This window comes from Kribbella speibonae, assembly GCF_004331375.1.
Taxonomy (GTDB): domain Bacteria; phylum Actinomycetota; class Actinomycetes; order Propionibacteriales; family Kribbellaceae; genus Kribbella; species Kribbella sindirgiensis.
On sequence record NZ_SJKC01000001.1, the window covers coordinates 83847 to 102172 of the forward strand.

At 68.2% G+C, this 18326-nt stretch carries 25 protein-coding genes and 1 tRNA gene; 14 read left to right on the forward strand and 12 right to left on the reverse strand.

What is annotated here, in order from left to right:
- Positions 1-226: 226 nt before the first annotated feature.
- Together E0H92_RS00420 and E0H92_RS45430 are read left to right on the forward strand one after the other, a co-directional pair.
- Positions 227-1063 (forward strand): carbon-nitrogen hydrolase family protein, encoded by an 837-nt coding sequence (locus E0H92_RS00420; RefSeq protein ID WP_131468716.1) that lies wholly within the window; start codon positions 227-229, stop codon positions 1061-1063.
- A gap of 36 nt (positions 1064-1099) precedes the next feature.
- Positions 1100-1603 carry a methylated-DNA--[protein]-cysteine S-methyltransferase gene (locus E0H92_RS45430; RefSeq protein WP_131468714.1) on the forward strand — a complete coding sequence of 168 codons (504 nt, stop codon included), beginning with the start codon at positions 1100-1102 and terminating at the stop codon, positions 1601-1603.
- 11 nt (positions 1604-1614) lie between these two features.
- Here E0H92_RS45430 and E0H92_RS00430 read toward each other — a convergent pair whose 3' ends face one another.
- Both E0H92_RS00430 and E0H92_RS00435 read right to left on the reverse strand, forming a co-directional pair.
- Entirely contained in the window at positions 1615-2070 is a 456-nt protein-coding gene (locus tag E0H92_RS00430; RefSeq protein ID WP_131468712.1) for a hypothetical protein, read from the reverse strand.
- Positions 2071-2089: 19 nt separating this feature from the next.
- On the reverse strand, positions 2090-2932 hold the full coding sequence (locus tag E0H92_RS00435) for a DUF72 domain-containing protein (protein WP_131468710.1): 843 nt from the start codon (positions 2930-2932) through the stop codon (positions 2090-2092).
- A gap of 20 nt (positions 2933-2952) precedes the next feature.
- Here E0H92_RS00435 and E0H92_RS00440 point away from each other — a divergent pair, with 20 nt between their 5' ends.
- Positions 2953-3891 (forward strand): phosphotransferase, encoded by a 939-nt coding sequence (locus E0H92_RS00440; RefSeq protein WP_131495003.1) that lies wholly within the window; start codon positions 2953-2955, stop codon positions 3889-3891.
- A gap of 4 nt (positions 3892-3895) precedes the next feature.
- On the opposite strand, the gene E0H92_RS00445 is transcribed toward E0H92_RS00440, so the two are convergent.
- From E0H92_RS00445 to E0H92_RS00455, 3 genes are read right to left on the reverse strand one after another with little or no spacing between them, the layout of a single operon-like run.
- Positions 3896-4270, reverse strand: coding sequence for a hypothetical protein (locus E0H92_RS00445; RefSeq protein WP_131295121.1), 375 nt, complete (start codon positions 4268-4270; stop codon positions 3896-3898).
- A 38-nt stretch (positions 4271-4308) separates the two neighbouring features.
- A complete protein-coding gene (locus tag E0H92_RS00450) occupies positions 4309-4806 on the reverse strand; it encodes a hypothetical protein (RefSeq protein ID WP_131495004.1) in 498 nt (165 codons plus the stop codon).
- A gap of 22 nt (positions 4807-4828) precedes the next feature.
- A complete protein-coding gene (locus tag E0H92_RS00455) occupies positions 4829-5248 on the reverse strand; it encodes a hypothetical protein (RefSeq protein WP_202873480.1) in 420 nt (139 codons plus the stop codon).
- Positions 5249-5333: 85 nt separating this feature from the next.
- On the opposite strand from E0H92_RS00455, the gene E0H92_RS00460 reads away from it, so the two are divergent.
- Both E0H92_RS00460 and E0H92_RS00465 read left to right on the forward strand, forming a co-directional pair.
- A complete protein-coding gene (locus tag E0H92_RS00460) occupies positions 5334-5678 on the forward strand; it encodes a ClpX C4-type zinc finger protein (protein ID WP_131468702.1) in 345 nt (114 codons plus the stop codon).
- 13 nt (positions 5679-5691) lie between these two features.
- The gene (locus tag E0H92_RS00465; RefSeq protein WP_238173399.1) at positions 5692-6267 is read left to right on the forward strand and encodes a histidine phosphatase family protein; all 576 of its coding nucleotides are present in this window, start codon (positions 5692-5694) and stop codon (positions 6265-6267) included.
- Here the strand turns inward: E0H92_RS00465 and E0H92_RS00470 are convergent.
- On the reverse strand, positions 6255-7097 hold the full coding sequence (locus E0H92_RS00470) for an alpha/beta fold hydrolase (protein ID WP_131495006.1): 843 nt from the start codon (positions 7095-7097) through the stop codon (positions 6255-6257). The two genes, E0H92_RS00465 and E0H92_RS00470, sit on opposite strands and share 13 nt — an antisense overlap.
- Positions 7098-7159: 62 nt before the next feature.
- On the opposite strand from E0H92_RS00470, the gene E0H92_RS00475 reads away from it, so the two are divergent.
- Positions 7160-7558, forward strand: coding sequence for a cytidine deaminase family protein (locus tag E0H92_RS00475; RefSeq protein WP_131495007.1), 399 nt, complete (start codon positions 7160-7162; stop codon positions 7556-7558).
- Positions 7559-7595: 37 nt separating this feature from the next.
- Here E0H92_RS00475 and E0H92_RS43975 read toward each other — a convergent pair whose 3' ends face one another.
- Positions 7596-7760 carry a hypothetical protein gene (locus E0H92_RS43975; protein WP_165549656.1) on the reverse strand — a complete coding sequence of 55 codons (165 nt, stop codon included), beginning with the start codon at positions 7758-7760 and terminating at the stop codon, positions 7596-7598.
- A gap of 143 nt (positions 7761-7903) precedes the next feature.
- Complete coding sequence (locus E0H92_RS00480; protein WP_202873481.1) at positions 7904-8653, reverse strand: phosphotransferase enzyme family protein; 750 nt, start codon at positions 8651-8653, stop codon at positions 7904-7906.
- 71 nt (positions 8654-8724) lie between these two features.
- On the opposite strand from E0H92_RS00480, the gene E0H92_RS00485 reads away from it, so the two are divergent.
- A complete protein-coding gene (locus tag E0H92_RS00485; protein WP_131495009.1) occupies positions 8725-9159 on the forward strand; it encodes a VOC family protein in 435 nt (144 codons plus the stop codon).
- A 5-nt stretch (positions 9160-9164) separates the two neighbouring features.
- On the opposite strand, the gene E0H92_RS00490 is transcribed toward E0H92_RS00485, so the two are convergent.
- Positions 9165-9614: a nucleotidyltransferase domain-containing protein gene (locus tag E0H92_RS00490; RefSeq protein WP_131495010.1), complete on the reverse strand. Its 450-nt coding sequence runs from the start codon at positions 9612-9614 to the stop codon at positions 9165-9167.
- Between the two features lie 20 nt (positions 9615-9634).
- The gene (locus E0H92_RS00495; RefSeq protein WP_131495011.1) at positions 9635-10300 is read right to left on the reverse strand and encodes a Type 1 glutamine amidotransferase-like domain-containing protein; all 666 of its coding nucleotides are present in this window, start codon (positions 10298-10300) and stop codon (positions 9635-9637) included.
- 134 nt (positions 10301-10434) lie between these two features.
- On the opposite strand from E0H92_RS00495, the gene E0H92_RS00500 reads away from it, so the two are divergent.
- From E0H92_RS00500 to E0H92_RS00510, 3 genes are read left to right on the forward strand one after another with little or no spacing between them, the layout of a single operon-like run.
- Positions 10435-11469 (forward strand): hypothetical protein, encoded by a 1035-nt coding sequence (locus tag E0H92_RS00500; RefSeq protein ID WP_131495012.1) that lies wholly within the window; start codon positions 10435-10437, stop codon positions 11467-11469.
- 29 nt (positions 11470-11498) lie between these two features.
- Positions 11499-12386, forward strand: coding sequence for an aminoglycoside phosphotransferase family protein (locus E0H92_RS00505; RefSeq protein WP_131495013.1), 888 nt, complete (start codon positions 11499-11501; stop codon positions 12384-12386).
- 15 nt (positions 12387-12401) lie between these two features.
- On the forward strand, positions 12402-12992 hold the full coding sequence (locus E0H92_RS00510; protein WP_131495014.1) for a DinB family protein: 591 nt from the start codon (positions 12402-12404) through the stop codon (positions 12990-12992).
- Here the strand turns inward: E0H92_RS00510 and E0H92_RS00515 are convergent.
- Both E0H92_RS00515 and E0H92_RS00520 read right to left on the reverse strand, forming a co-directional pair.
- Complete coding sequence (locus E0H92_RS00515; RefSeq protein ID WP_131495015.1) at positions 12989-13306, reverse strand: hypothetical protein; 318 nt, start codon at positions 13304-13306, stop codon at positions 12989-12991. The two genes, E0H92_RS00510 and E0H92_RS00515, sit on opposite strands and share 4 nt — an antisense overlap.
- A gap of 71 nt (positions 13307-13377) precedes the next feature.
- Positions 13378-13453, reverse strand: a tRNA-Arg gene (locus E0H92_RS00520).
- An 80-nt stretch (positions 13454-13533) separates the two neighbouring features.
- Here E0H92_RS00520 and E0H92_RS00525 point away from each other — a divergent pair.
- From E0H92_RS00525 to E0H92_RS00540, 4 genes are all read left to right on the forward strand, one after another.
- Positions 13534-14088 (forward strand): hypothetical protein, encoded by a 555-nt coding sequence (locus E0H92_RS00525; RefSeq protein ID WP_131495016.1) that lies wholly within the window; start codon positions 13534-13536, stop codon positions 14086-14088.
- Positions 14089-14305: 217 nt separating this feature from the next.
- Complete coding sequence (locus tag E0H92_RS00530; protein ID WP_238173251.1) at positions 14306-14899, forward strand: hypothetical protein; 594 nt, start codon at positions 14306-14308, stop codon at positions 14897-14899.
- Positions 14899-16119, forward strand: a complete 1221-nt coding sequence (locus E0H92_RS00535; protein WP_131495018.1) for a hypothetical protein — start codon at positions 14899-14901, stop codon at positions 16117-16119. Before E0H92_RS00530 ends, E0H92_RS00535 begins: the two co-directional genes overlap by 1 nt.
- Positions 16120-16441: 322 nt before the next feature.
- Entirely contained in the window at positions 16442-18322 is a 1881-nt protein-coding gene (locus E0H92_RS00540; protein ID WP_131495019.1) for a phosphoenolpyruvate carboxykinase (GTP), read from the forward strand.
- The last annotated feature ends 4 nt before the right edge of the window (positions 18323-18326 follow it).

Consider the following 18326-nt stretch of genomic DNA (forward strand, 5'->3'; position numbering starts at 1 on the left):
AGCGCGGTCACATCCGAGAAGGCAAAGGGACTTCCTGTCTCGGGCCGCTCGTCCTGGTCATTCGCCTCGACGGGATCGCTGGGGGATCGCGTGCGAGTGCGTGGAAGGCCAGATGACAGCGCACAGGAACTTCAAGCAACGGGTACGCGCCCGCGCCGCGAAAACCGGCGAGTCCTACACGACTGCCCTCCGGCACTTCCGTCCGACTCCACAAGGAGACCCAGACATGCCGGAAGAAACCACACTACGATTCGCCGTCGCCCAGTCGACGGTGCACGAAGACCCGACCAACGCCACCCTGCTCCGCGAGAGCGGTGACGAGGTCCGGGGTCTCATGCGGCAGGCTGCCACGGCGGGCGCCCGCCTGGTGCACTTCACCGAGGGAGCGATCTGCTTCCCGAGCAAGCGGGTGATGTCGTCGCTCGGGCCTGACGAGATCGGTCCGTCGGACTGGACCAAGGCCGACTGGGCCGTGCTCCAGGACGAGCTCGACCAGATCACCCGGCTCGCCGGGCAGCTCGGGATCTGGACCGTGATCCCGTCGGTCCACCAACTGCCCGACGCGCGCCCGCACAACAGCGCGTACGTCGTCTCCGACAAGGGTCAGGTGGTGGCCCGGTACGACGACCGGGCGCTCTCGACCACCAAGGTGACCTGGATGTACACGCCCGGCACCGCGCCGGTGACGTTCGAGCTGGACGGCTACCGCTTCGGGCTCGCGATCGGGCTCGACATGCTGTTCCCGGAGTTCTTCACCGAGTACGACCGGCTCGGCGTCGACGCCGTGCTCGTCTCCTACGCCAGCACCCACGGGCCGAACAGGCACATCGGGGTGCAGGCGTGCGGCACTGCCGCGAACAACACCTGCTGGATCAGCCTGGCGGTCACCGCGAACTCGCAGACGGGTCTGGTGGCCGGGGTGACGAACCCGCGCGGCGAGTGGGTGGCGCAGGCGCCGGAGGACGGTCGACCGGCCATCGCGGTCGCCGAGCTGCGCCTGGACGACTGGACCGATGTGGGACGGACGTTCCGGCGGCGCACGCGGGAGCGGATCTCCTCCTAGGCCTCACAGGTTCGGGTGTTGACGCGTTCTGTCTGTATGAACAGGCATGCGGTGGTCAGCACCCGGATCGGGGAGCTTGCGGTGGTGGTGTCGGAGGGGGACGTACTGGTCGGCGTCTACTTCCCGCACCACTGGGTGAAGCCGACGGCGGAGACGCTGGGTGAGCGGGTCGAGGCGTCCGACCCGCTCATCGCGGTCGTCGTCGAGCAGTTGGAGGAGTACTTCGACGGCTCGCGGGTCTCGTTCGACCTGCCGACGCGGCTGGAGGGCGACACCTTCCAGCGCCGGGTCTGGTCGGTGCTCGAGGAGATCCCGTACGGCGAGACGACGACGTACGGCGAGATCGCGGCGCGGCTCGGCGAACCGGTCCACGCGGCGCAGGCGGTGGGGAAGGCGGTCGGGCAGAACCCGTTGTCGATCGTCGTCCCATGCCACCGGGTGATTGGCAAGAACGGGTCGCTGACCGGGTACGCGGGCGGGCTGAAGCGGAAACAGTTCCTGCTCGACCTGGAGGAGCCGGTCGGCGCTCGACTATTCTAGTTACATTGCAACTAGTTCGCTTGTAACTCGCCCACCTGCGCCGCGTACCAGTCGAGTTCGGTGAGGTGTTCGGCGATCTGGCGGAGGGTCCAGTTGGGGGCGCGGTCCTTGTCCCATTCGGCCGGGTCGAGGGCGGCGTACCGCAGCGCGAAGGTCCGTCCGAGGCGGTGCAGTCGCTGCTCGGCCTCGCGGACGTCCGCTTCGGTGAACGGCGCGAGGTCCGCCGCGGAAGTGAGCGCACTCGCCTGCCACTCGTCGGGCTGCGTCGGTACGCCGGCCAACAGCGCCTCGACCTCGGCCAGGTGATCGATCAGGTGGTCCGCGATCCGGCGAACCGCTTTGTGCGGTGTGAAGATGCGGTCGTCGTCGGACGTCCGCGGTACGCCGTCCCAGGCGGGCCAGGTCACGACCAGCTTGAGACAACGCTCGACGCCCTGCTCGACGAGTTCTCCGGGGTTCTGTGTCATACGGCCGACGCTAAGGCCGTCATACTTCGTCGGCGGCCGAAGTGATCCCGAGACGTTCGGACAGCCGCTCGGCGTCGTACGGCGCGTGCACCTTCGCGTCGTTGTCGAAGTACACGAACGTGTCGCGCTTCCAGGAGCGGATCTTCCGCGCCCAGCGGTCGAGTGACTTGTCGTCGTACCCGCTCACGTACAACTCCTCGGCGCCGTGCAGCCGGACGTACGCGAAGCCGGCCGTGACGTCGTCGAACATCGGCCATTTGCCAGCGGTGTCCGCGCAGACCACTGCGATGTCGTGCTCCCGGCAGAGCTCGACGAACCCGTCAGTCTTGAAGCTCTCATGCCGTACTTCGATCGCGTACCGGAGCGGCCCGTCAAAAGCGGCCTCGAGCAGCGCGCGCCCCTCCATCCGTTCGTCGTGACGCTTGGCGTGTTCGGCCGCGTCCGTGGTGGTCCGCGGCAACTGGGCGAAGAAGTCCGCGCACCGCTCCGCGTCGTAGCGGAAGTTCGGCGGCAACTGCCAGAGCACCGGACCGAGCTTGTTGCCTAGCGCAAGCACTCCGGAGGCGAAGAAGTTCGCCAGCGGCGCGTCCACGTCGGCCAGCCGCTTGAGGTGCGTGACGAACCGCGGCCCCTTGACCGAGAAGACGAACCCGTCGGGCGTCTCGGCGTACCAGCGCTGGTACGACTCCGGGCGTTGGAGGGCGTAGAACGAGCCGTTGAGTTCAATCGAGTTCAACCGGGACGAGGCGTACTCGAGTTCGGCGCGCTGCGGCAGCCCGTCGGGGTAGTAGACCTTCCGCCACGGCGGGTAGCGCCAGCCCGAGATCCCTACTCGGTACGGGGAGTCCGGCCAGCGCGTCATCCCTCGATTATGGTCCCGGCATGGACATCAACCGCGGCGCGTATCCGGACGCGTTGACGCCCTGGGAGGATGCGTCGTGGCGTACGGCGGCGCTCGGCTGGCTGGATGCGCGGCTCGACGCGCTCGGCGTCCGCGAGACCGGACCGCGGCAGATTCGGGTCCGGCCGTGGTCGGTGCTGGTCCGGGTCGAGGCGGTCGACCCGGTGTGGTTCAAGGCGGCTTCGCCCGGAAGCGCATTCGAGGCCGGACTGGGCGAGGCGTTGTCCCGGTGGACTCCCGAGCACGTCCTCACGCCGTACGCCGTCGACGCCCTGCGCGGGTGGTCGCTGCTGCCGTCCGGCGGGCCGGTGCTCCGCGGCCTGGGGGCGGGCCCGCGTGAGTGGGAGGACGCGTTGACGCAGTACGCCGACCTGCAGCGGGCGCTCGTACCGCGGGCCGAGGAGCTGCTGAATCTCGGCGTACCGGATGCTCGGGTCGGAGGACTGCCGGCGATCTTCGACGAGGCCGCCGAGGGGAACGAGACGCTGGATGCGGCGGATCGTGAACGGCTGCGGCTGTTCCGGCCGCGGTTGGTCGCGTGGTGCGAGGAGCTGGCCGCGATCGGCGTACCGGATTCGCTGGATCACGCCGATCTGCACGATGGTCAGATTCTGGTGGCGGGGAGCGGGCGGTACACCTTCTTCGATTGGGGGGACGCCAACGTCGGGCATCCGTTCTGCAGTCTGCTGGTTGCGCTCGAGCGGGTCGCGGAGGAGCACGGTCGGGAGGTGGTCGCTCGGCTGGAGGACGCGTACCTCGAAGGGTGGACGGGTCACACGGTGGCCGAGCTTCGCCGCGCGGCCGAGCTCGCCCGCCGACTCAGTCAGCTGACCCGCGCCGGCTCGTGGGCACGGCTGTTCCCGACGGCTGCGCAGATCGGTGACCCCGAACGCGCTGCCGCTTTGCTCCGGTTGCTCTGACGGGTCAGGTCGGGATCCAGGTCGGCCACCACGGCGGGACGTTGCCGGGGCAGGTGCCGGGTGCGGTGGCCGGGGTGCCTTGCCAGGAAAACAGCGCGAGGTCGGCGATCGTGATCGCGACAGCGGCGGCGATCAGCGAGAACAGGAACGCCTTCCCGGCGTACCGGAAGACGACGTTGAACAGCACCAGGTTGACTATCAGCGCGATCGGTACGCCGAGGAAGAGCAGCGTCAGCCCGTTCGGCACGCTGCCGGTGACGTCCACCTGACAGGCCTTCCACGCCCGCGACGTGAGGACCACCAACCCGAACGCCGCCCCGCCACCCACGACCACCGCAAGGAACGACTCTCCCTTGCTCCCCTTCGCACCAAACGCCATGAGGATCACGGTAAGTGATCCACCAGCCCACCGCCTGGTCAACCGTCCAGAGGATGCAGGTCGACAGGCGTGAGAACCCACCGGAAGCCGTACTTCGGGGTTGCGGCGCGATCGACCTTGTCGGGAGCGAAGTACTCCCCGACGAGACTCAGCAACCGCTCGTGAAACTCCGCCACGCGATCCCCCGGCACACGTCCGGCGTGCTCACCGCTGTCCTGCACAAACACGGCCCCGAACATGCCGGCCGCCGCGTCGGCGTACGCCTGCACGTAGTCCTGGTCGCTCCCGCCCACCAGTTCCGTCCGCGCACCCGACTCCGGCGCCGGGCTCTCGGCCAGCGCTGCGCCGGCCTCTGTACGCCGCCAGACGCCGGCGTCCTCCACCACGCGCCCGGAGGTCCGCAGCTTCCCGAGATACCAGAGCACGCGAGCATCCGTCACGCCGAGCTCGTCAGCCAGCGCCGCCAACGACTGCGGCTCCACCAACAGCCCCACGATCCGCCGCGGCAAGCCCGACTGCTCCCAGTCATCCGTCATGCCCCGACAAGATAGACCAACGTCAGGGCTGCTTTGGCCGGAGCCACAGCATGGAGCTGAAGGCGAGGTCCTCGGGTGGTATGACGACCACCTGGTGTTCGTCCTCGTAGAGCACTCGCCCGGGTGTGGGCGACTCGCAGCGTTCGCACGGGACGTTGTGGGTGGCGAGGATCGTCAGGTAGCCGGGAATCGGGTCCGTCAGGTGTGTGGCCGATGCCTTGAACCACGCGGCAGCCAGCGGATTGTCCGCGTAGACGGTCGGGTCGACGGTCGCCGGGTTCGTGTACGTCGCGTCGTACCAGTCGTTCGCCGTACGCCGGAACCGTTCCTCCTCCGCACTCAGATACCCCCGGTTCCCGAGCATGTTCACCAACCCGAAGATCCCGATCCGCCGCCCCCGCCGATCCGGCACCGGACTCTGATACCGCACGAACACATCCACCCCGCAGATTCTCCTTGACCCGTGAGGTTGTCAGGTTTAGCCTGACAAATGTGTCAGGGAAACCCTGACGGACAGGAGGATCGAGATGCCGGACAACGTGTTGCGGTGTTCGTTCTGTGGGAAGACCAAGGACGAGATCCAGCAGCTGATCGCGGGGCCGGGGGTGTTCATCTGTAACGAGTGCGTGGACCTGTCGGTGCGGGTCATCAACGAGCAGCCGATTCCGTCGTTCCCGCCGCTGGACGGGAAGAGCGACGAGGAACTGCTGGCGGACGTGGTGCGGCTCGACAAGTCGCGGGGGCAGGTCGAGGCCGCCGTACAGGATCGGGTACTGCGCCTGCGCTCGCGCTCGGTCACCTGGGCCCGCATCGGCGAGGCCCTCGGCATCAGCCGGCAGTCCGCCTGGGAACGCTTCTCGGGCGAGGAGTAGGCGGTTGACGCGGGTGTTGCTCGTTCGGCACGGCGAGGTCGACGGCAGTCAGCTGAACGCGGAGGGCTGGTGGGGGCCGGCGCGCGATCTCTCGCCGTTGTCAGCGCGAGGCGTAGAGCAGGCGAAGGCGGCCGGGCGCCGGCTGCGCGACTGCGGGGCGCGGCGCATCGTTGCGTCGCCGATGACGAGGGCAATGCAGACCGCGAGCCTGATCGCGGCGGAGACCCGGCTCCCGTTGACGGCGGTCGAGTTCGATCTTCGCGAGTGGCTTCCGGACGCCACGCTCACGTGGCGTTCGGCAGAGGCGATCGCGGCGACCGAGGATTTCCACCGCCACAACGGCGAATGGCCGCCCGGCGAAACGCGGACATGGGAGCCGAAGTCCTCGGTACGCCGACGCGCACTCGGAGCGCTCCGTCGCCAGGCCGCCGTCGACGCCGAACCGTTCGTTGCCGTGTGCCACAGCATGGTGATCGAGGCGCTGACGGACGCCCGCCGCGTCGAGTTCTGCGGCGTCCACGAGCTCGACCTCCAGGACGCCGTACCGCCCGGCCCTGCTGAACCGTTCCTGCCGCGTCAGTCCGTGTGAAGGAACGCCGCGATCTCGGCGACGTACCGCTCGGGCTCCTCGACGTTCGGGAAGTGGGCGCTCTCGTCGAAGACGCGAAGCCGCGCCCGCGGGAGCCGGGTGGCCAGATCGCGGCACGCGTCGACGCCAGCGTTGCGATCCCAGAAACCGATCAGCACCAGGACCGGTACGTCGAGCGCGGCGAGTTCGTCGGCGAGCGGCACCGACCGCGGAGGCTCCTTCGCCAGCGCGGCCGCCATCTCGCCGGTGTTGATCAGGCCGCTCTCCGCCCACAGTGCGCGGACGCGCCTGGCAGCCGCGGGCTGGTGGAACAGGAAGCGATCGACAGTCGGCCGATCGACGACGTCCCAGACGGCGCCCGGGCCCTCGTTCGCAACCGCAGTACGAATCGCGACCCGCATCTCGTCGCTCGCGGCGACCGCCTCGAACCCGGATCCCCACGGCGACGGGGTGAGCGGGCCGGCCAGCGCGGTGCCCTGGAGGATCAGCCGGTCGACCCGGTCCGGGTACGCGACGGTGTACTCGGCCGCGAGGTCCCCGCCGAAGGAGATGCCGAGCAGCGTGATCCGCGGTAGGTCGAGATGCCGCCGCAGCTGTTCCAGATCGTCGACCAGCAGCGGTACGGCGTACCTCTCGGCGGGATCGCTGCGGCCGGATCCGCGTTGTTCGTAGTACACAACTGGTCCGAGCTTCTCGAGCGACGGCCCTGTCAACCGCTCGAAGTCGTAGATGAATCCGCCCGGTCCGCCGTGCACGACGACGATCGGCGTACCCGCCTGTGCATCGCCGACCACACGCACCCAGTGCCGCACCCCGTTGAGCACCATCATCACCGCAGTCTCACACGCAAATCCGGTGGTTTCACCAGGGCGAGCGTTGCTAGGTTCCCGGGATGATCAACGACGAACTCATCGATGCGGCCGCGGCCGTGCTGCATCCGTATCACGTCGACGATCGGCTCTTCGGCGACGTGGCGTCGGCACTGCTCACCGAGGCGGGCAACGTGTACGTCGGGGTGTGCATCGACACTGCATCCGGTACGGGATTCTGCGCCGAACACGCCGCGATCGCCGCGATGGTGACGGCGCGCGAGTACAAGATCGCGAAGATCGTCGCCGTCTGGCGCGGCGACGGACCGCTGCACGTGCTGGCGCCGTGCGGCCGCTGCCGGGAGTTCATCCGCCAGATCGACCCGTCGAACCTCGACACCGAAGTGATCCTGGGCAGGCACCGTACGACGCCCCTCCGCACCCTCCTGCCCGAAACCGACTGGCCGTCACCCCTCGACTGAACGCAACCATGGATGCCCGCCGATCCCGGGGGTGATGTTAAGCGCTGCTCCGGTCCCTCCGCGGCCACAGCGCGATGGCGATCGCGAAGAGCGCCACGGCCGCGACGAGGTCGTACAGGTTGCCCCGGCGAACGGCCGAGACGGTGCTCCCAAGCCCGGCGAGAACGAAGAACGTAGCGAGCAACATCCGCAACACAGTCATTCCCCCACCCCCTACCGGGTAGATCGGCAAACGCCCACGGAGCGTTACGGCGGACGCGCACCACTCACCAACCGTGGCCTGAGGTGCAGGTGCACGCGGGGCCGGTGGGTCGGGAGCGGGGTTGGTGAGTGGTGGAGGTCCGCCTACAGCAGTGCCTTGACCCACTCGTCGTGGTGGGCCTCGATGTACTCGGCCGTCGGGCCCCAGTGCTCAGCGTGCCCCTCGTCGTACAACCGGGCCCAGGGCTGCTCACCCGTCCGATGACCGTGTACCAGCAGGTCGTACATACCCCGCGTATGAGCCGCGATCTGCGCCGGGAACGCCCGCCGCTGCTCCAGGTCGAGCCCGTACGCATCCACGAGCGCACGCAACCGCGGCCCATCCATCTCGACACTGCCCCTCGCCGTGAACGGTACGAACCCGTGAGCGACGTACCCGAGGTCCCACAGCCGCGTAGCCGGCCCCGCGTTGTCCCAATCGATGAACACCCAGCGTTCACCGTCGCGCACCAGATTCCACGGAGCGAGATCGTTGTGGCAGATCAGGTCGCCGCCGCTCGGGTCCGGGACCGCGACGTCCCACACCGTGCCGGGCGGCGGTCGAAAGCTCTCCATCGCGTCATGCAACTCCCGAACCATCCGACCGACCCGCGCCAACTCGTCCAGCGAGAACGAAGGCGGGACATCGACCAGCTCGCCGGGGATGTACTCGAGAACATGACGCCCTTCCTCGTCCCGCCCCAGCGTGCGAGGCGCTCCGTCGAAGTCGGCGAGATGGGTGAGCACCGCCTCGACCCCGGCCGTCTGAGCGAGCGCGGGTTTCCGCACTGTCGCGCCGACCCGCACGACCCGATCCGAGACGTTCCCTCCGGTCAGCACCTCTTCGGCTTCCACGCCCGCCATCATGCCCGCCCGGTCGTGTTATCTCGACAGACATTTGCCCGCCGCACCTTTACGGTGGTCGCATGGCAACGGTCAGGCAGTTTCAGGTCACTTTCGACTGCGCGGATCCGGAGCGCGTCGCTCGTTTCTGGTGCGAGGTGCTGGGGTACGTCGTACCGCCGCCACCGCCCGGGTTCGCGAGCTGGGACGAGTTCGACCGCGCACAACCGGCCGACGGTCAGGGGTCCGCGTTCGCTTGCGTCGACCCCACGGGTGTCGGCCCGCGACTGTTCTTCCAGCGCGTCCCCGAAGGCAAGGTCGTCAAGAACCGCGTCCACCTCGACGTACGCGTCGGCACAGGCCTCCGAGGCGAAGAACGCCTGGCAGCACTCGAAGCCGAATGCGCCCGCCTCCTCCCCCTCGGCGCAGTCCGCGGCCAACTACTCCTCGCCGACGAGTTCAACGAGTCCTGCCTCAACATGCAGGACGTCGAAGGCAACGAATTCTGCCTCGACTGACCCGACTAACCGCGCTGCAGCTTCGCCTGTAGCTCGTCCCAACCTGCCCGATACCCATTCACAGCCATCGCACTGGCCACCCGAAGGCCGTCGACTTCGGTCTCGAAGGCGTCTGCGGGCCAGTCGTGCCGCGCGGCGCCCCAGAAGTCGGTGAACGAGCCGACCTCGTCGGTCTGCACAAGGAACAGCTCGACCATGACCCCGCCGACCTCGAACGCCCGCTTGTGCGGGAACCGCTTCGCCGCGATCTCCTGTACGTCGTCACGCCCAAGGAACTCGTCCACAACCGCGAAGTCAGCACCCGGATACAACAGATCAACGTCCCGATGCGCCCGCGGAGCACTCACCCCGACCAGCTCCGCCGCCCATCCCCCGAACACCCAGGCCCGAACCCCAGCCCCCTCAAGCCACCCAACGACGTACCGCACAAACTCCAGATCATTCCGCCCAACCATCCCCGAACCGTAACCGCGCACTAGGCGGGGAAGGCTTTCCAGTGGCCTTCGGAGATGATTTTGGGGGTGCCGTTGGTGACCTGGATCGCGGTTTGGTCGTCGATGGCGTAGGTGGGGCCGTCGATGCCGGCGGCCCAGGTCTCGGCGTTGGCGAGGGTGTTGTCCGGCATGCTCTCGTGGTCGAGGTGCGGGTAGATCGAGAAGTCGACGACGCCTAGCGTGCGGTCGTCGGGTGCGGCCGCCCACGAGACGAAGTCGTCGCCGATGCGCGGTGTCATCACCATGCTGCCGGCGCTGACCCCCACCCAGACGGTGTCGGGGAGCGACGGCAGGAGGTCGTACAGGCCCGACTCCCGCATCCAGTGGCACAGGTACGTCGCGTCGCCGCCGTCCACCAGCAGTACGTCGGCCTCTCGCACCCACGGCACCCACCGCTCCTCGCCGATGGTGGGCAACGCGGTGAGTTCTAGTACGCCGACGGACGCCCAACCCAGGCGGGGCATGTGCCACGGAGGTTCGCCCGTGACGGAGCCACGCACCGCGACAGGCCCGAGCATCGAATGCCCCCACATGGCTGTTGGGATGCAGAGCGCATGGGCCTCGGAGATCGGCTTACCGAGCAGTTCGACGAGCGCGTCGTTGATGCTCGGGTTGGTAATTCCTCCGGAGGTGAGAAGCAGACGCATACCTGGCTCCTTGTCTTGGCGCCCTCGGCCGGCCGCCGTTCATCTGTTCTACGAACGCCACGTCCCAGATCCGACACCCTGCCAGAAGTCGGAGGTACGCCGGAATTGTCGGAGCCGGGCGTTAGCGTCGCCGGATGCTGCCCGCGCGACCTCTGGGACCGGATGCCCGAGGCCAGTGGGTCCAGCGCTGGATGTCGCCGGAGTGGACGGAGGCCGCGGACGACTGGGTGGGTTGCCGGCTGGCCGAGTACGGTCGCCGGATCAGCGGCGTACCGGTCACCTACCGAGCCCGTTTCTGGTCCGTCGTGCGCTGCTATCCGACCGTCGAAGGCCTGGTCTGGTTGAAGGAGAACAATCCGGGCCATCGCTTCGAGGCCGGTCTCGTCGCGGCGTTGGCACGGTGCGCGCCGGACGACGTGATCGTGCCGCTCGCAGTGGACCGCGAACGCAGCCGGATGCTGTCCGATGATCAAGGGTCGACGCTGACACATCCGGACGTTGCCGATCAGGCCGCGCGACGCACCGTCGTACAGGCCCTGGCCCGTCTTCAATGCACGCTCCTCGGCCGCCTCGACACGACCGAGCATCCGGGCATCATCGAGCTGGCGCCCACCACGGCCGGCGACCGCGTACGTGCCATCGCCCAAGAGTGGGCGGCACTGCAGCCCAACCATCCGCTGCGACCCGACCCCGGCCTACTCAGACGAGCTGCGCGCGCCGCCGACGTACTCGATCGCCACACCGCGTCCCTCAGCAACGTCGTCCCACTCGACCTGGAGATCAACGACGTGTACCCGGCGAACATCTTCGCGGACCGTTCAACCGGCGTACTGCGGCCGCGGTTCTTCGACTTCGGCAACGCAGTCTGGGGGCATCCGTTCGTCTCTCTGCACGGATTCCTCGACTCGGTCATCGAGTGGACCGGCGCGCCGTTGTCGCACGCGCACCGCGAGGCGTTGTACGACGCATACCTGGCCGTATGGCGCGATCGCCTGGACGCGGACCCGCACGTACTCCGGCACGACCTCGTCGCGACCGAGGCGCTGGTCGGCGTCCACAGACTCGTCTCGTGGCTTCGTCTCGTCCCGTACGCCGATCCGCTCGAGCTTCAGGCCCGCGCCGAGATCCCCCACCAGTACCTGGCCTCCGTCGCGGAAATTGCCGGGTAGCCCGTGTTCGGTCGTTCTAGGGTGGCGGTGTGAGCCTCGACATACCGGAGCAGGTCCGCAGGACGGTCATCGCCGACGGCAACGAATCCTGGCTGGACGAGCTGCCGGGGATGGTCGACTCGCTGGCCAAGGAGTGGTCTCTGAAGATCGGGCGCAGCTTGGAGGGCGGTCACGTCGCCCTGGTCGTCGAGGTGACGCTGGATGACGGAACTCCGGCGGTCCTGAAGGTCGGCGTACCAGGCCGGGACGTCGGGCCGGAGGCCATGGTGTTGCGCCTGGCCGACGGAGAGGGATGCGCAAAGCTGTTGCGCGAGGACCTGGCTCGGCGAGCCCTTCTGCTGGAGCGGCTCGGGTCTCCGATGTACGAGATCGTGGCCGACCCCGCAACCCGCATTGCCTTGCTGTGCGATGTGGCAGTTCGCCTGTGGCGTCCGATCGGTCCCGACGTCGACCTTCCAACCGGCGCGACGGTGGCTGAGCAGTACGCCGAGCGGCTGCCGGAACTGTGGGAGCAAGCGGGCCGACCGTGCTCACCGGCCACGGTGGCGGATGCGCTGGAGTGCATGAATCGCCGTCGCCTTGCGCACGACGACCGGTCCGCGGTCCTCGTCCACGGTGATGTCCACGAGATGAACGCCCTGCAGGCGAGTGACGGCAGCTACAAGCTCATCGATCCAGACGGGCTGCGGGCCGAACCGGCGTACGACCTCGGCACCATCGTGCGCTCCAACCCAAACCTCGGCGACAACCTCCGGACCCGAACCGAGCAACTGGCGTCACGCACAGGCGTGGACGCCACTGCCATCTGGGAATGGGGCACCATCCACCGAGTCTTCAGCGGCGTCTACGCCAGCACCATCAACTTCCAGCCGTTCGGCGGTTTGCTTCTCGCCGAAGCCGACCGCCTCACGGCCTGAGACAGGGCGATAGGTATGGATCTGAAGTCCCGGCTACACGACTCCCTCCGCGGGGCCAGAAAGACCACTCTCAGCAAGTTCGAAGGACTGACCGAGTACGACCTCCGCCGGCCGCTGACCCCCACGGGAAGCAACCTCCTCGGGATCCTCAGACACCTCGGCGGCATCGAACACGCCTACCTCTGCGAGACCTTCGGCCGACCCCTTCCACCACCGCCGCTACCGGACGACTGGGACGAAGAACTCTGGCACAACGGCGACATGTGGGTACGGTCCACGGAGTCGAGCGAAGCGGTCCTGGCCTGGTACCACGCAGCGTGCGCGCAGGCCGATCAGACCATCGAGATGCTCGATTTCGACTCACCCGGCGAAGTACCCCACTGGGACGAGAACCACAGATCGACGACTCTCGGCGACATGATCGTGATCGTGCTCGGTGAGGAATGCCGCCACGGCGGACACATCGACGTCGTCCGGGAGCTGGTCGACGGGCGAGCAGGCTCCGACTACGGCGACTTCGGCGACCCGGACAAGTGGGAGGCGTACGTCGCCCGGGTCCAGGCGGCGGCCGACGTCTACAAGGATCGGGTCGGAGGAACCGGCTAGCTGGGTTCGTGTACGTACGTGACGGGCTTGCCCAACGTGGTGGCGTAGGCGATCTCGCGGCGAGTGGCCTCCCCGACGTATCCACCGGGGTTCACGATGCGCACTTCGTCTGCGAGGTCGATCCGACGGAGATGCAGCTCGCCCAGGGCTCGTACGAGCGAAGGTGCCAGCCCGGGCGCCTCGGTGGCCTCGGGTGCCAGGACGATCGCCAAGTCGAGCGTCAGGCGCGTGCGCTCGGCAGCGAACTCCGTACCGAAGCGGAGCGAGCCGCACAGGCAGACGATCCTCGGCCGAGCGACCGGCAGGTCGGACATGAGCACCCTTCACGAGCCGAGGTCCGGATATGCGAAAGCCCAGGTCAGCGGGCTGATCCTGGGCTTTGACGTGGCGCGCTCGGAGGGATTCGAACCCCCAACCTTCTGATCCGTAGTCAGATGCTCTATCCGTTGAGCTACGAGCGCTGGACAACGTCGAGTAACGATACATGGCGGGGGCGGATGTTTGCCAATCGGGTCCGGGGAGGGGCGTTTACGATCCGCGCATGGGTATTGAGGACTTGCTCGGTGGGCGGGATCTGGGGGATGTGAAGAAGGCGGTCGGGTTCGTGATGGAGAACTCGGACGACTTCCAGAAGGTGCTGAATCTGGTGCGCGGGTTGCCGGATGACGCGCTCGGGCTGATCGGGAAGCTGCCGGAGCTGCTGAAGACGATCGGGTCGGGGCTGGCGGAGGCCGGGGAGCAGGCGGCGAAGGCGGCCGGGGCGCTGGTCGGGGACGACGGCGAGGGCGGCGCGCGGAAGGCGCTGGCCGGGAGTGCCGGGACGATGAATGCGGCCAAGGACAAACTGCACGACGCGGCCGGGATGCTGGCCGGGCTCGCGGGTGAGCTGGACAAGATCCCCGGGATCGGCGACGCCGCGGCGAAGAAGCTGAACGACGGGAGCGGGCAGATCGGCGGGGTCGCGACCGAGATCGAGGCGCTGGCGGGGAATCTGCAGGACCTGTCCGGCATCCTCGCCACGGTCGGCGAGGCGCTGAACGGGCTCGGCACGAAGCTCACCGAGTCCGGCGGCTCGGTGAAGACCCTCCTCAACTGACACGGCAGGCAACTCCGGTACGCCGGACTCCGCACGCCGGACCTCCGGTACGCCGACCCGCACGCCGACCCGCACGCCAACCCGGGCCGGGTTTGGGGGCGTGAGCACCCCCGCGGTGGCTGTGGACAGGTTATTTGCTGTTCGCAGCCACCACTTCTTGTTCACAGTCGGTGTGCGTGCGGCGCCGGAGGACCTTCGCGTGGTTAGGGTCGCGGGCATGGGTAGTCGACTGGTGCGGGGTACGGCGATCGGGTGTGGTGTGGCCGCGCTGGTGGGGGGTGGGGTGGGTTTCGCGGTCGGGGAGCCGGTGACACCGAAGGACATCCTGCCGGCGCGGGCGCTGCCGGCGGATCTGTGTGCGCGGATCGGGGACGTGGCGAACCTGTTGCCCAAGGCATCGTCCGGTCCGGTGACGATGACGCAGAGCGGGACCTCGACGGTCAGTTGTACGGCGGCCGCCTCGGGCCAGAAGATCCGGGCGTACACGTCGGCGAGCCTGAAGGTCACGATCACGGCGTACGGCGGTCTGGACGCCGGCGCGGGGAACGCGCCGTTCTCGCCGACCCAGGTCGCGGAGCGGACGTTCAGCCGGTCGACGATGACGAAGTACGAGGAGGCCCGCCCGTACCCGACCAAGGTCAGCCGGACCGCGAGCGGGCTGGCCGGTGAGTCGTGGGCCGTGCACACGCTCGTGCAGCGCGCGGACATCGTCGTACTGGTGGACTACAAGGCCAACCCCGTGGACGCGGACACGGCGCAGAAGGCGGCGCTGGCCCTCGCGGACCGGGCGATCTGGGAAAGCAAACAGTGATGACGAACAGCACGCCGGAGATCCCGGGCTACCAGTTCGATCAGCGGATCCTGCTGCACCCGCTGGCGGAGTTGTGGCACGGCCGCACGTTCACCGGGACGGACGTGATCGCGCTCGTCCTCAGCGAGGAAGGCGCCCGGAACCCGACCGTGGTCGACCGCCTGACCCGGGCGAGCCGGGGCGCCGCGCTCGAACCCGGCCGGCAGGAGACCCCGCTCTGGGCGGCCAACTTCACCTCGGGCCGCCCGTACGCGATCACGCAGCTCGTCCACGGCGAGACCGGCGCCGAGCGCCTGGTCGACCCGCTCGACGGCGTCCTCGGAAACGACGACGAGTCGCTGGAGGCGGTCCGCAACCAGCTCGTCGGCTTCGGCGCGACGCCGCCGGTCCTCGTGCCCGGCGACAACACCCAGCGCGGCGGCATCCCGTCGTACGTCGACCGCCCTGAGCAGCCGTCGCCGGAACAGACCGAAGATCAGCAGCCGCAGTCGAAGATCGAGATCGCTCGCCAGTACCGCCGCAAGATCGGGGCCTGGATCTACGGTGTTGTCGCGGTCGTCGTGCTGATCGTGTTCAGCATCGCGTACTCGATCGGCACCGCGATCGGCGGCAGCGTCAAGGAGGAGCCGGCCGAGGCCGCCCCGCCGCCGGCCGTCAATCCGGAGCCGATCGCCTCGAGTGTCCTGATCCCGCCGATCCACCGGGTGACGACCGCGCCGTACAAGCGGCCCGACGGATCGCCGGGCGTCTTCGGCGCGACGTACCCGGCGGGTGCCGACGTCCAGGTCGTCGCGAACGCCGAGCTGCCGTTCGCGATCGGCTGGCCGCGGCCGCCGCAGGTGGACTTCCTGGGTGAGTCGTCGCAGCTGATCCTGCGGCGGCTCGTGACCTCGACCGAGTACGACCAGGGCGGTCTGAAGAACGCGTTCCGCGCGCAGCTCGCGCTGCATCCGTGCGCGAGCCTGGCCAAGTGCCTGTCCGACCGAACGACGTTCGACCAGCAGTGGACGAACATCTACAAGACCACCGCGCCGGCGGTCGCGAAGGACGCGCGGACCTGGCTGACGGTGTCGACGAAGGCGCCGTACACGATCACGATGACGCGCGCGTTCCAGAGCGGCGGTCAGTGGTGGCTGGTCGGGTCGATGGTCTACGGCCAGCCCGGTGAGGCCGCGGACATCCAGCGGCTCGTGAACGACATCTGGCGGCAGACCGCCTGACAGACCGGAAAATCTCCTGGAACGGCCCGCGCGAACAGCGCGGGCCGTTCTCATTTTCACAAGCCGAACCGGAAAGCGATTGTCGCGAAAACTTTGTGACCGGGTTCACGTTCTAGGGGTTCTCAGCACTCGCATCGATCCCGTACCGTAGTACCACTTGCACACTGGTATACGTCCACTGGACGCACTGGTCTGCGACAGATCACACCGCCAGCCAGCTGAATCGAACCGCCGGAGACCCCGGCGGCCGGAGCCGTACCCCCTCAGCGTCGAGGGGTCGCGCGGTCGCCGGACCCGACAGCCGAGAGGGAATGAGCCGCCGATGACGACCACCGCCAGCCCGACCCATACCGAGACCGCTACCTCAGCAGCCGCAACGGATCCCCTCCCGGCAGCGCCGTACGACCTGACCGACGCACCGACCCGCCACGCCGGCCTGCTGGCCTGGGTGGCCGAGGTCGCCGAACTCACGCAGCCCGACCGGATCCACTGGGTCGACGGGTCGGACGCGGAGTACGCGAAGCTCACCGACGAACTGATCGCGGCCGGCACCATGGTCCGGCTGAACGACGAGAAGAAGCCGAACTCGTTCTGGGTCCGCACCGACCCCAGTGATGTCGCCCGCGTCGAGCAGCGCACCTTCATCTGCTCCACCAACGAAGCCGACGCGGGTCCGACCAACAACTGGATGGACCCGGCGCAGATGAAGGCGCTGATGACCGAGCTGTACCGCGGCAGCATGAAGGGCCGGACGATGTACGTCGTCCCGTTCTGTATGGGTCCGTTGACGGCGGAGAAGCCGATGTTCGGCGTCGAGATCACCGACTCGGCGTACGTCGTCGCGTCGATGCGGATCATGTGCCGCACCGGCGCGGAGGTCCTCGAGAAGCTCGGCGACACGGCGTCGTACGTCCCGTGCCTGCACTCGGTCGGCGCGCCGCTCGCACCCGGTCAGCAGGACGTGCCGTGGCCGTGCAACGACGAGAAGTACATCGTCCAGTTCCCCGAGGAGCGGGCGATCTGGTCGTACGGCTCCGGGTACGGCGGTAACTCGCTGCTCGGCAAGAAGTGCTACTCGCTGCGGATCGCCAGCGCGATGGCTCGCGACGAGGGCTGGCTCGCCGAGCACATGCTGATCCTGAAACTGATCTCGCCGGAGAAGAAGGTCCACTACATCGCGGCCGCCTTCCCGAGCGCATGCGGCAAGACGAACCTGGCCATGCTCGACCCGACTCTGGAGGGGTGGGAGGTCGAGACGCTGGGCGACGACATCGCCTGGATGCGCTTCGGGAAGGACGGCCGGCTGTACGCCGTGAACCCGGAGTTCGGCCTGTTCGGCGTTGCCCCGGGCACCGGCTGGAAGACCAACCCGAACGCGATGCGCACCATCGAGAAGGGCAACTCGGTCTTCACCAACGTCGCGCTCACCGACGACGGTGACGTCTGGTGGGAGGGCTACTCGCCGACCCCGCCGGACCACCTGACCGACTGGAAGGGCCGCGAGTGGACGCCGAACTCGGGTGAGCTGTCCAGCCACCCGAACAGCCGGTTCTGCACGCCGATCAAGCAGTGCCCGATCATCGCCGACGAGTACGAGGACCCGAACGGCGTACCGATCTCCGCGATCATCTTCGGCGGCCGCCGCGCCACCACGGTCCCGCTCGTGACCGAGTCGCGGGACTGGGCGCACGGGGTGTTCATGGGTGCGACGCTGTCCTCGGAGACCACCGCGGCGGCGGTCGGCCAGGTGGGCGTCGTACGGCGGGACCCGATGGCGATGCTGCCGTTCCTCGGATACGACGCGGGCCAGTACTTCGACCACTGGCTGACCGTCGGCAAGCAGCACGACGCGGCGCAGCTGCCGAAGATCTTCTACGTGAACTGGTTCCGCAAGGACGAGGCCGGCAAGTTCGTCTGGCCGGGCTTCGGCGAGAACAGCCGCGTGCTGAAGTGGGTCATCGAGCGGATCGAGGGCCAGGCGGAGGCCGTCGAGACGCCGATCGGCCGGGTGCCGGCCGCGGACGCGCTCGACGTCGCCGGGCTGGACATGACCGCGCACGACCTGGAGATCGCGCTCGACGTCGACGTCGAGGAGTGGAAGGCCGAGATCCCGCTGATCGAGGAGTGGTTCGCCAAGCTCGGCGACACCGTTCCGGCCGAGCTCAAGGTCGAGCTCGACCACCTGAAGGCCCGTCTGGCCTGACGAG

What these genes read in the sequence shown, in the direction of transcription:
- E0H92_RS00420 (WP_131468716.1), top strand. Translation starts at nt 227, where the DNA reads ATGCCGGAAGAAACCACACTACGATTCGCCGTCGCCCAGTCGACGGTG.
- E0H92_RS45430 (WP_131468714.1), top strand. Translation starts at nt 1,100, where the DNA reads ATGAACAGGCATGCGGTGGTCAGCACCCGGATCGGGGAGCTTGCGGTG.
- E0H92_RS00430 (WP_131468712.1), bottom strand. Translation starts at nt 2,070, where the DNA reads ATGACACAGAACCCCGGAGAACTCGTCGAGCAGGGCGTCGAGCGTTGT.
- E0H92_RS00435 (WP_131468710.1), bottom strand. Translation starts at nt 2,932, where the DNA reads ATGACGCGCTGGCCGGACTCCCCGTACCGAGTAGGGATCTCGGGCTGG.
- E0H92_RS00440 (WP_131495003.1), top strand. Translation starts at nt 2,953, where the DNA reads ATGGACATCAACCGCGGCGCGTATCCGGACGCGTTGACGCCCTGGGAG.
- E0H92_RS00445 (WP_131295121.1), bottom strand. Translation starts at nt 4,270, where the DNA reads ATGGCGTTTGGTGCGAAGGGGAGCAAGGGAGAGTCGTTCCTTGCGGTG.
- E0H92_RS00450 (WP_131495004.1), bottom strand. Translation starts at nt 4,806, where the DNA reads ATGACGGATGACTGGGAGCAGTCGGGCTTGCCGCGGCGGATCGTGGGG.
- E0H92_RS00460 (WP_131468702.1), top strand. Translation starts at nt 5,334, where the DNA reads ATGCCGGACAACGTGTTGCGGTGTTCGTTCTGTGGGAAGACCAAGGAC.
- E0H92_RS00470 (WP_131495006.1), bottom strand. Translation starts at nt 7,097, where the DNA reads ATGATGGTGCTCAACGGGGTGCGGCACTGGGTGCGTGTGGTCGGCGAT.
- E0H92_RS00475 (WP_131495007.1), top strand. Translation starts at nt 7,160, where the DNA reads ATGATCAACGACGAACTCATCGATGCGGCCGCGGCCGTGCTGCATCCG.
- E0H92_RS43975 (WP_165549656.1), bottom strand. Translation starts at nt 7,760, where the DNA reads ATGACTGTGTTGCGGATGTTGCTCGCTACGTTCTTCGTTCTCGCCGGG.
- E0H92_RS00485 (WP_131495009.1), top strand. Translation starts at nt 8,725, where the DNA reads ATGGCAACGGTCAGGCAGTTTCAGGTCACTTTCGACTGCGCGGATCCG.
- E0H92_RS00490 (WP_131495010.1), bottom strand. Translation starts at nt 9,614, where the DNA reads ATGGTTGGGCGGAATGATCTGGAGTTTGTGCGGTACGTCGTTGGGTGG.
- E0H92_RS00495 (WP_131495011.1), bottom strand. Translation starts at nt 10,300, where the DNA reads ATGCGTCTGCTTCTCACCTCCGGAGGAATTACCAACCCGAGCATCAAC.
- E0H92_RS00500 (WP_131495012.1), top strand. Translation starts at nt 10,435, where the DNA reads ATGCTGCCCGCGCGACCTCTGGGACCGGATGCCCGAGGCCAGTGGGTC.
- E0H92_RS00510 (WP_131495014.1), top strand. Translation starts at nt 12,402, where the DNA reads ATGGATCTGAAGTCCCGGCTACACGACTCCCTCCGCGGGGCCAGAAAG.
- E0H92_RS00515 (WP_131495015.1), bottom strand. Translation starts at nt 13,306, where the DNA reads ATGTCCGACCTGCCGGTCGCTCGGCCGAGGATCGTCTGCCTGTGCGGC.
- E0H92_RS00525 (WP_131495016.1), top strand. Translation starts at nt 13,534, where the DNA reads ATGGGTATTGAGGACTTGCTCGGTGGGCGGGATCTGGGGGATGTGAAG.
- E0H92_RS00530 (WP_238173251.1), top strand. Translation starts at nt 14,306, where the DNA reads ATGGGTAGTCGACTGGTGCGGGGTACGGCGATCGGGTGTGGTGTGGCC.
- E0H92_RS00535 (WP_131495018.1), top strand. Translation starts at nt 14,899, where the DNA reads ATGACGAACAGCACGCCGGAGATCCCGGGCTACCAGTTCGATCAGCGG.
- E0H92_RS00540 (WP_131495019.1), top strand. Translation starts at nt 16,442, where the DNA reads ATGACGACCACCGCCAGCCCGACCCATACCGAGACCGCTACCTCAGCA.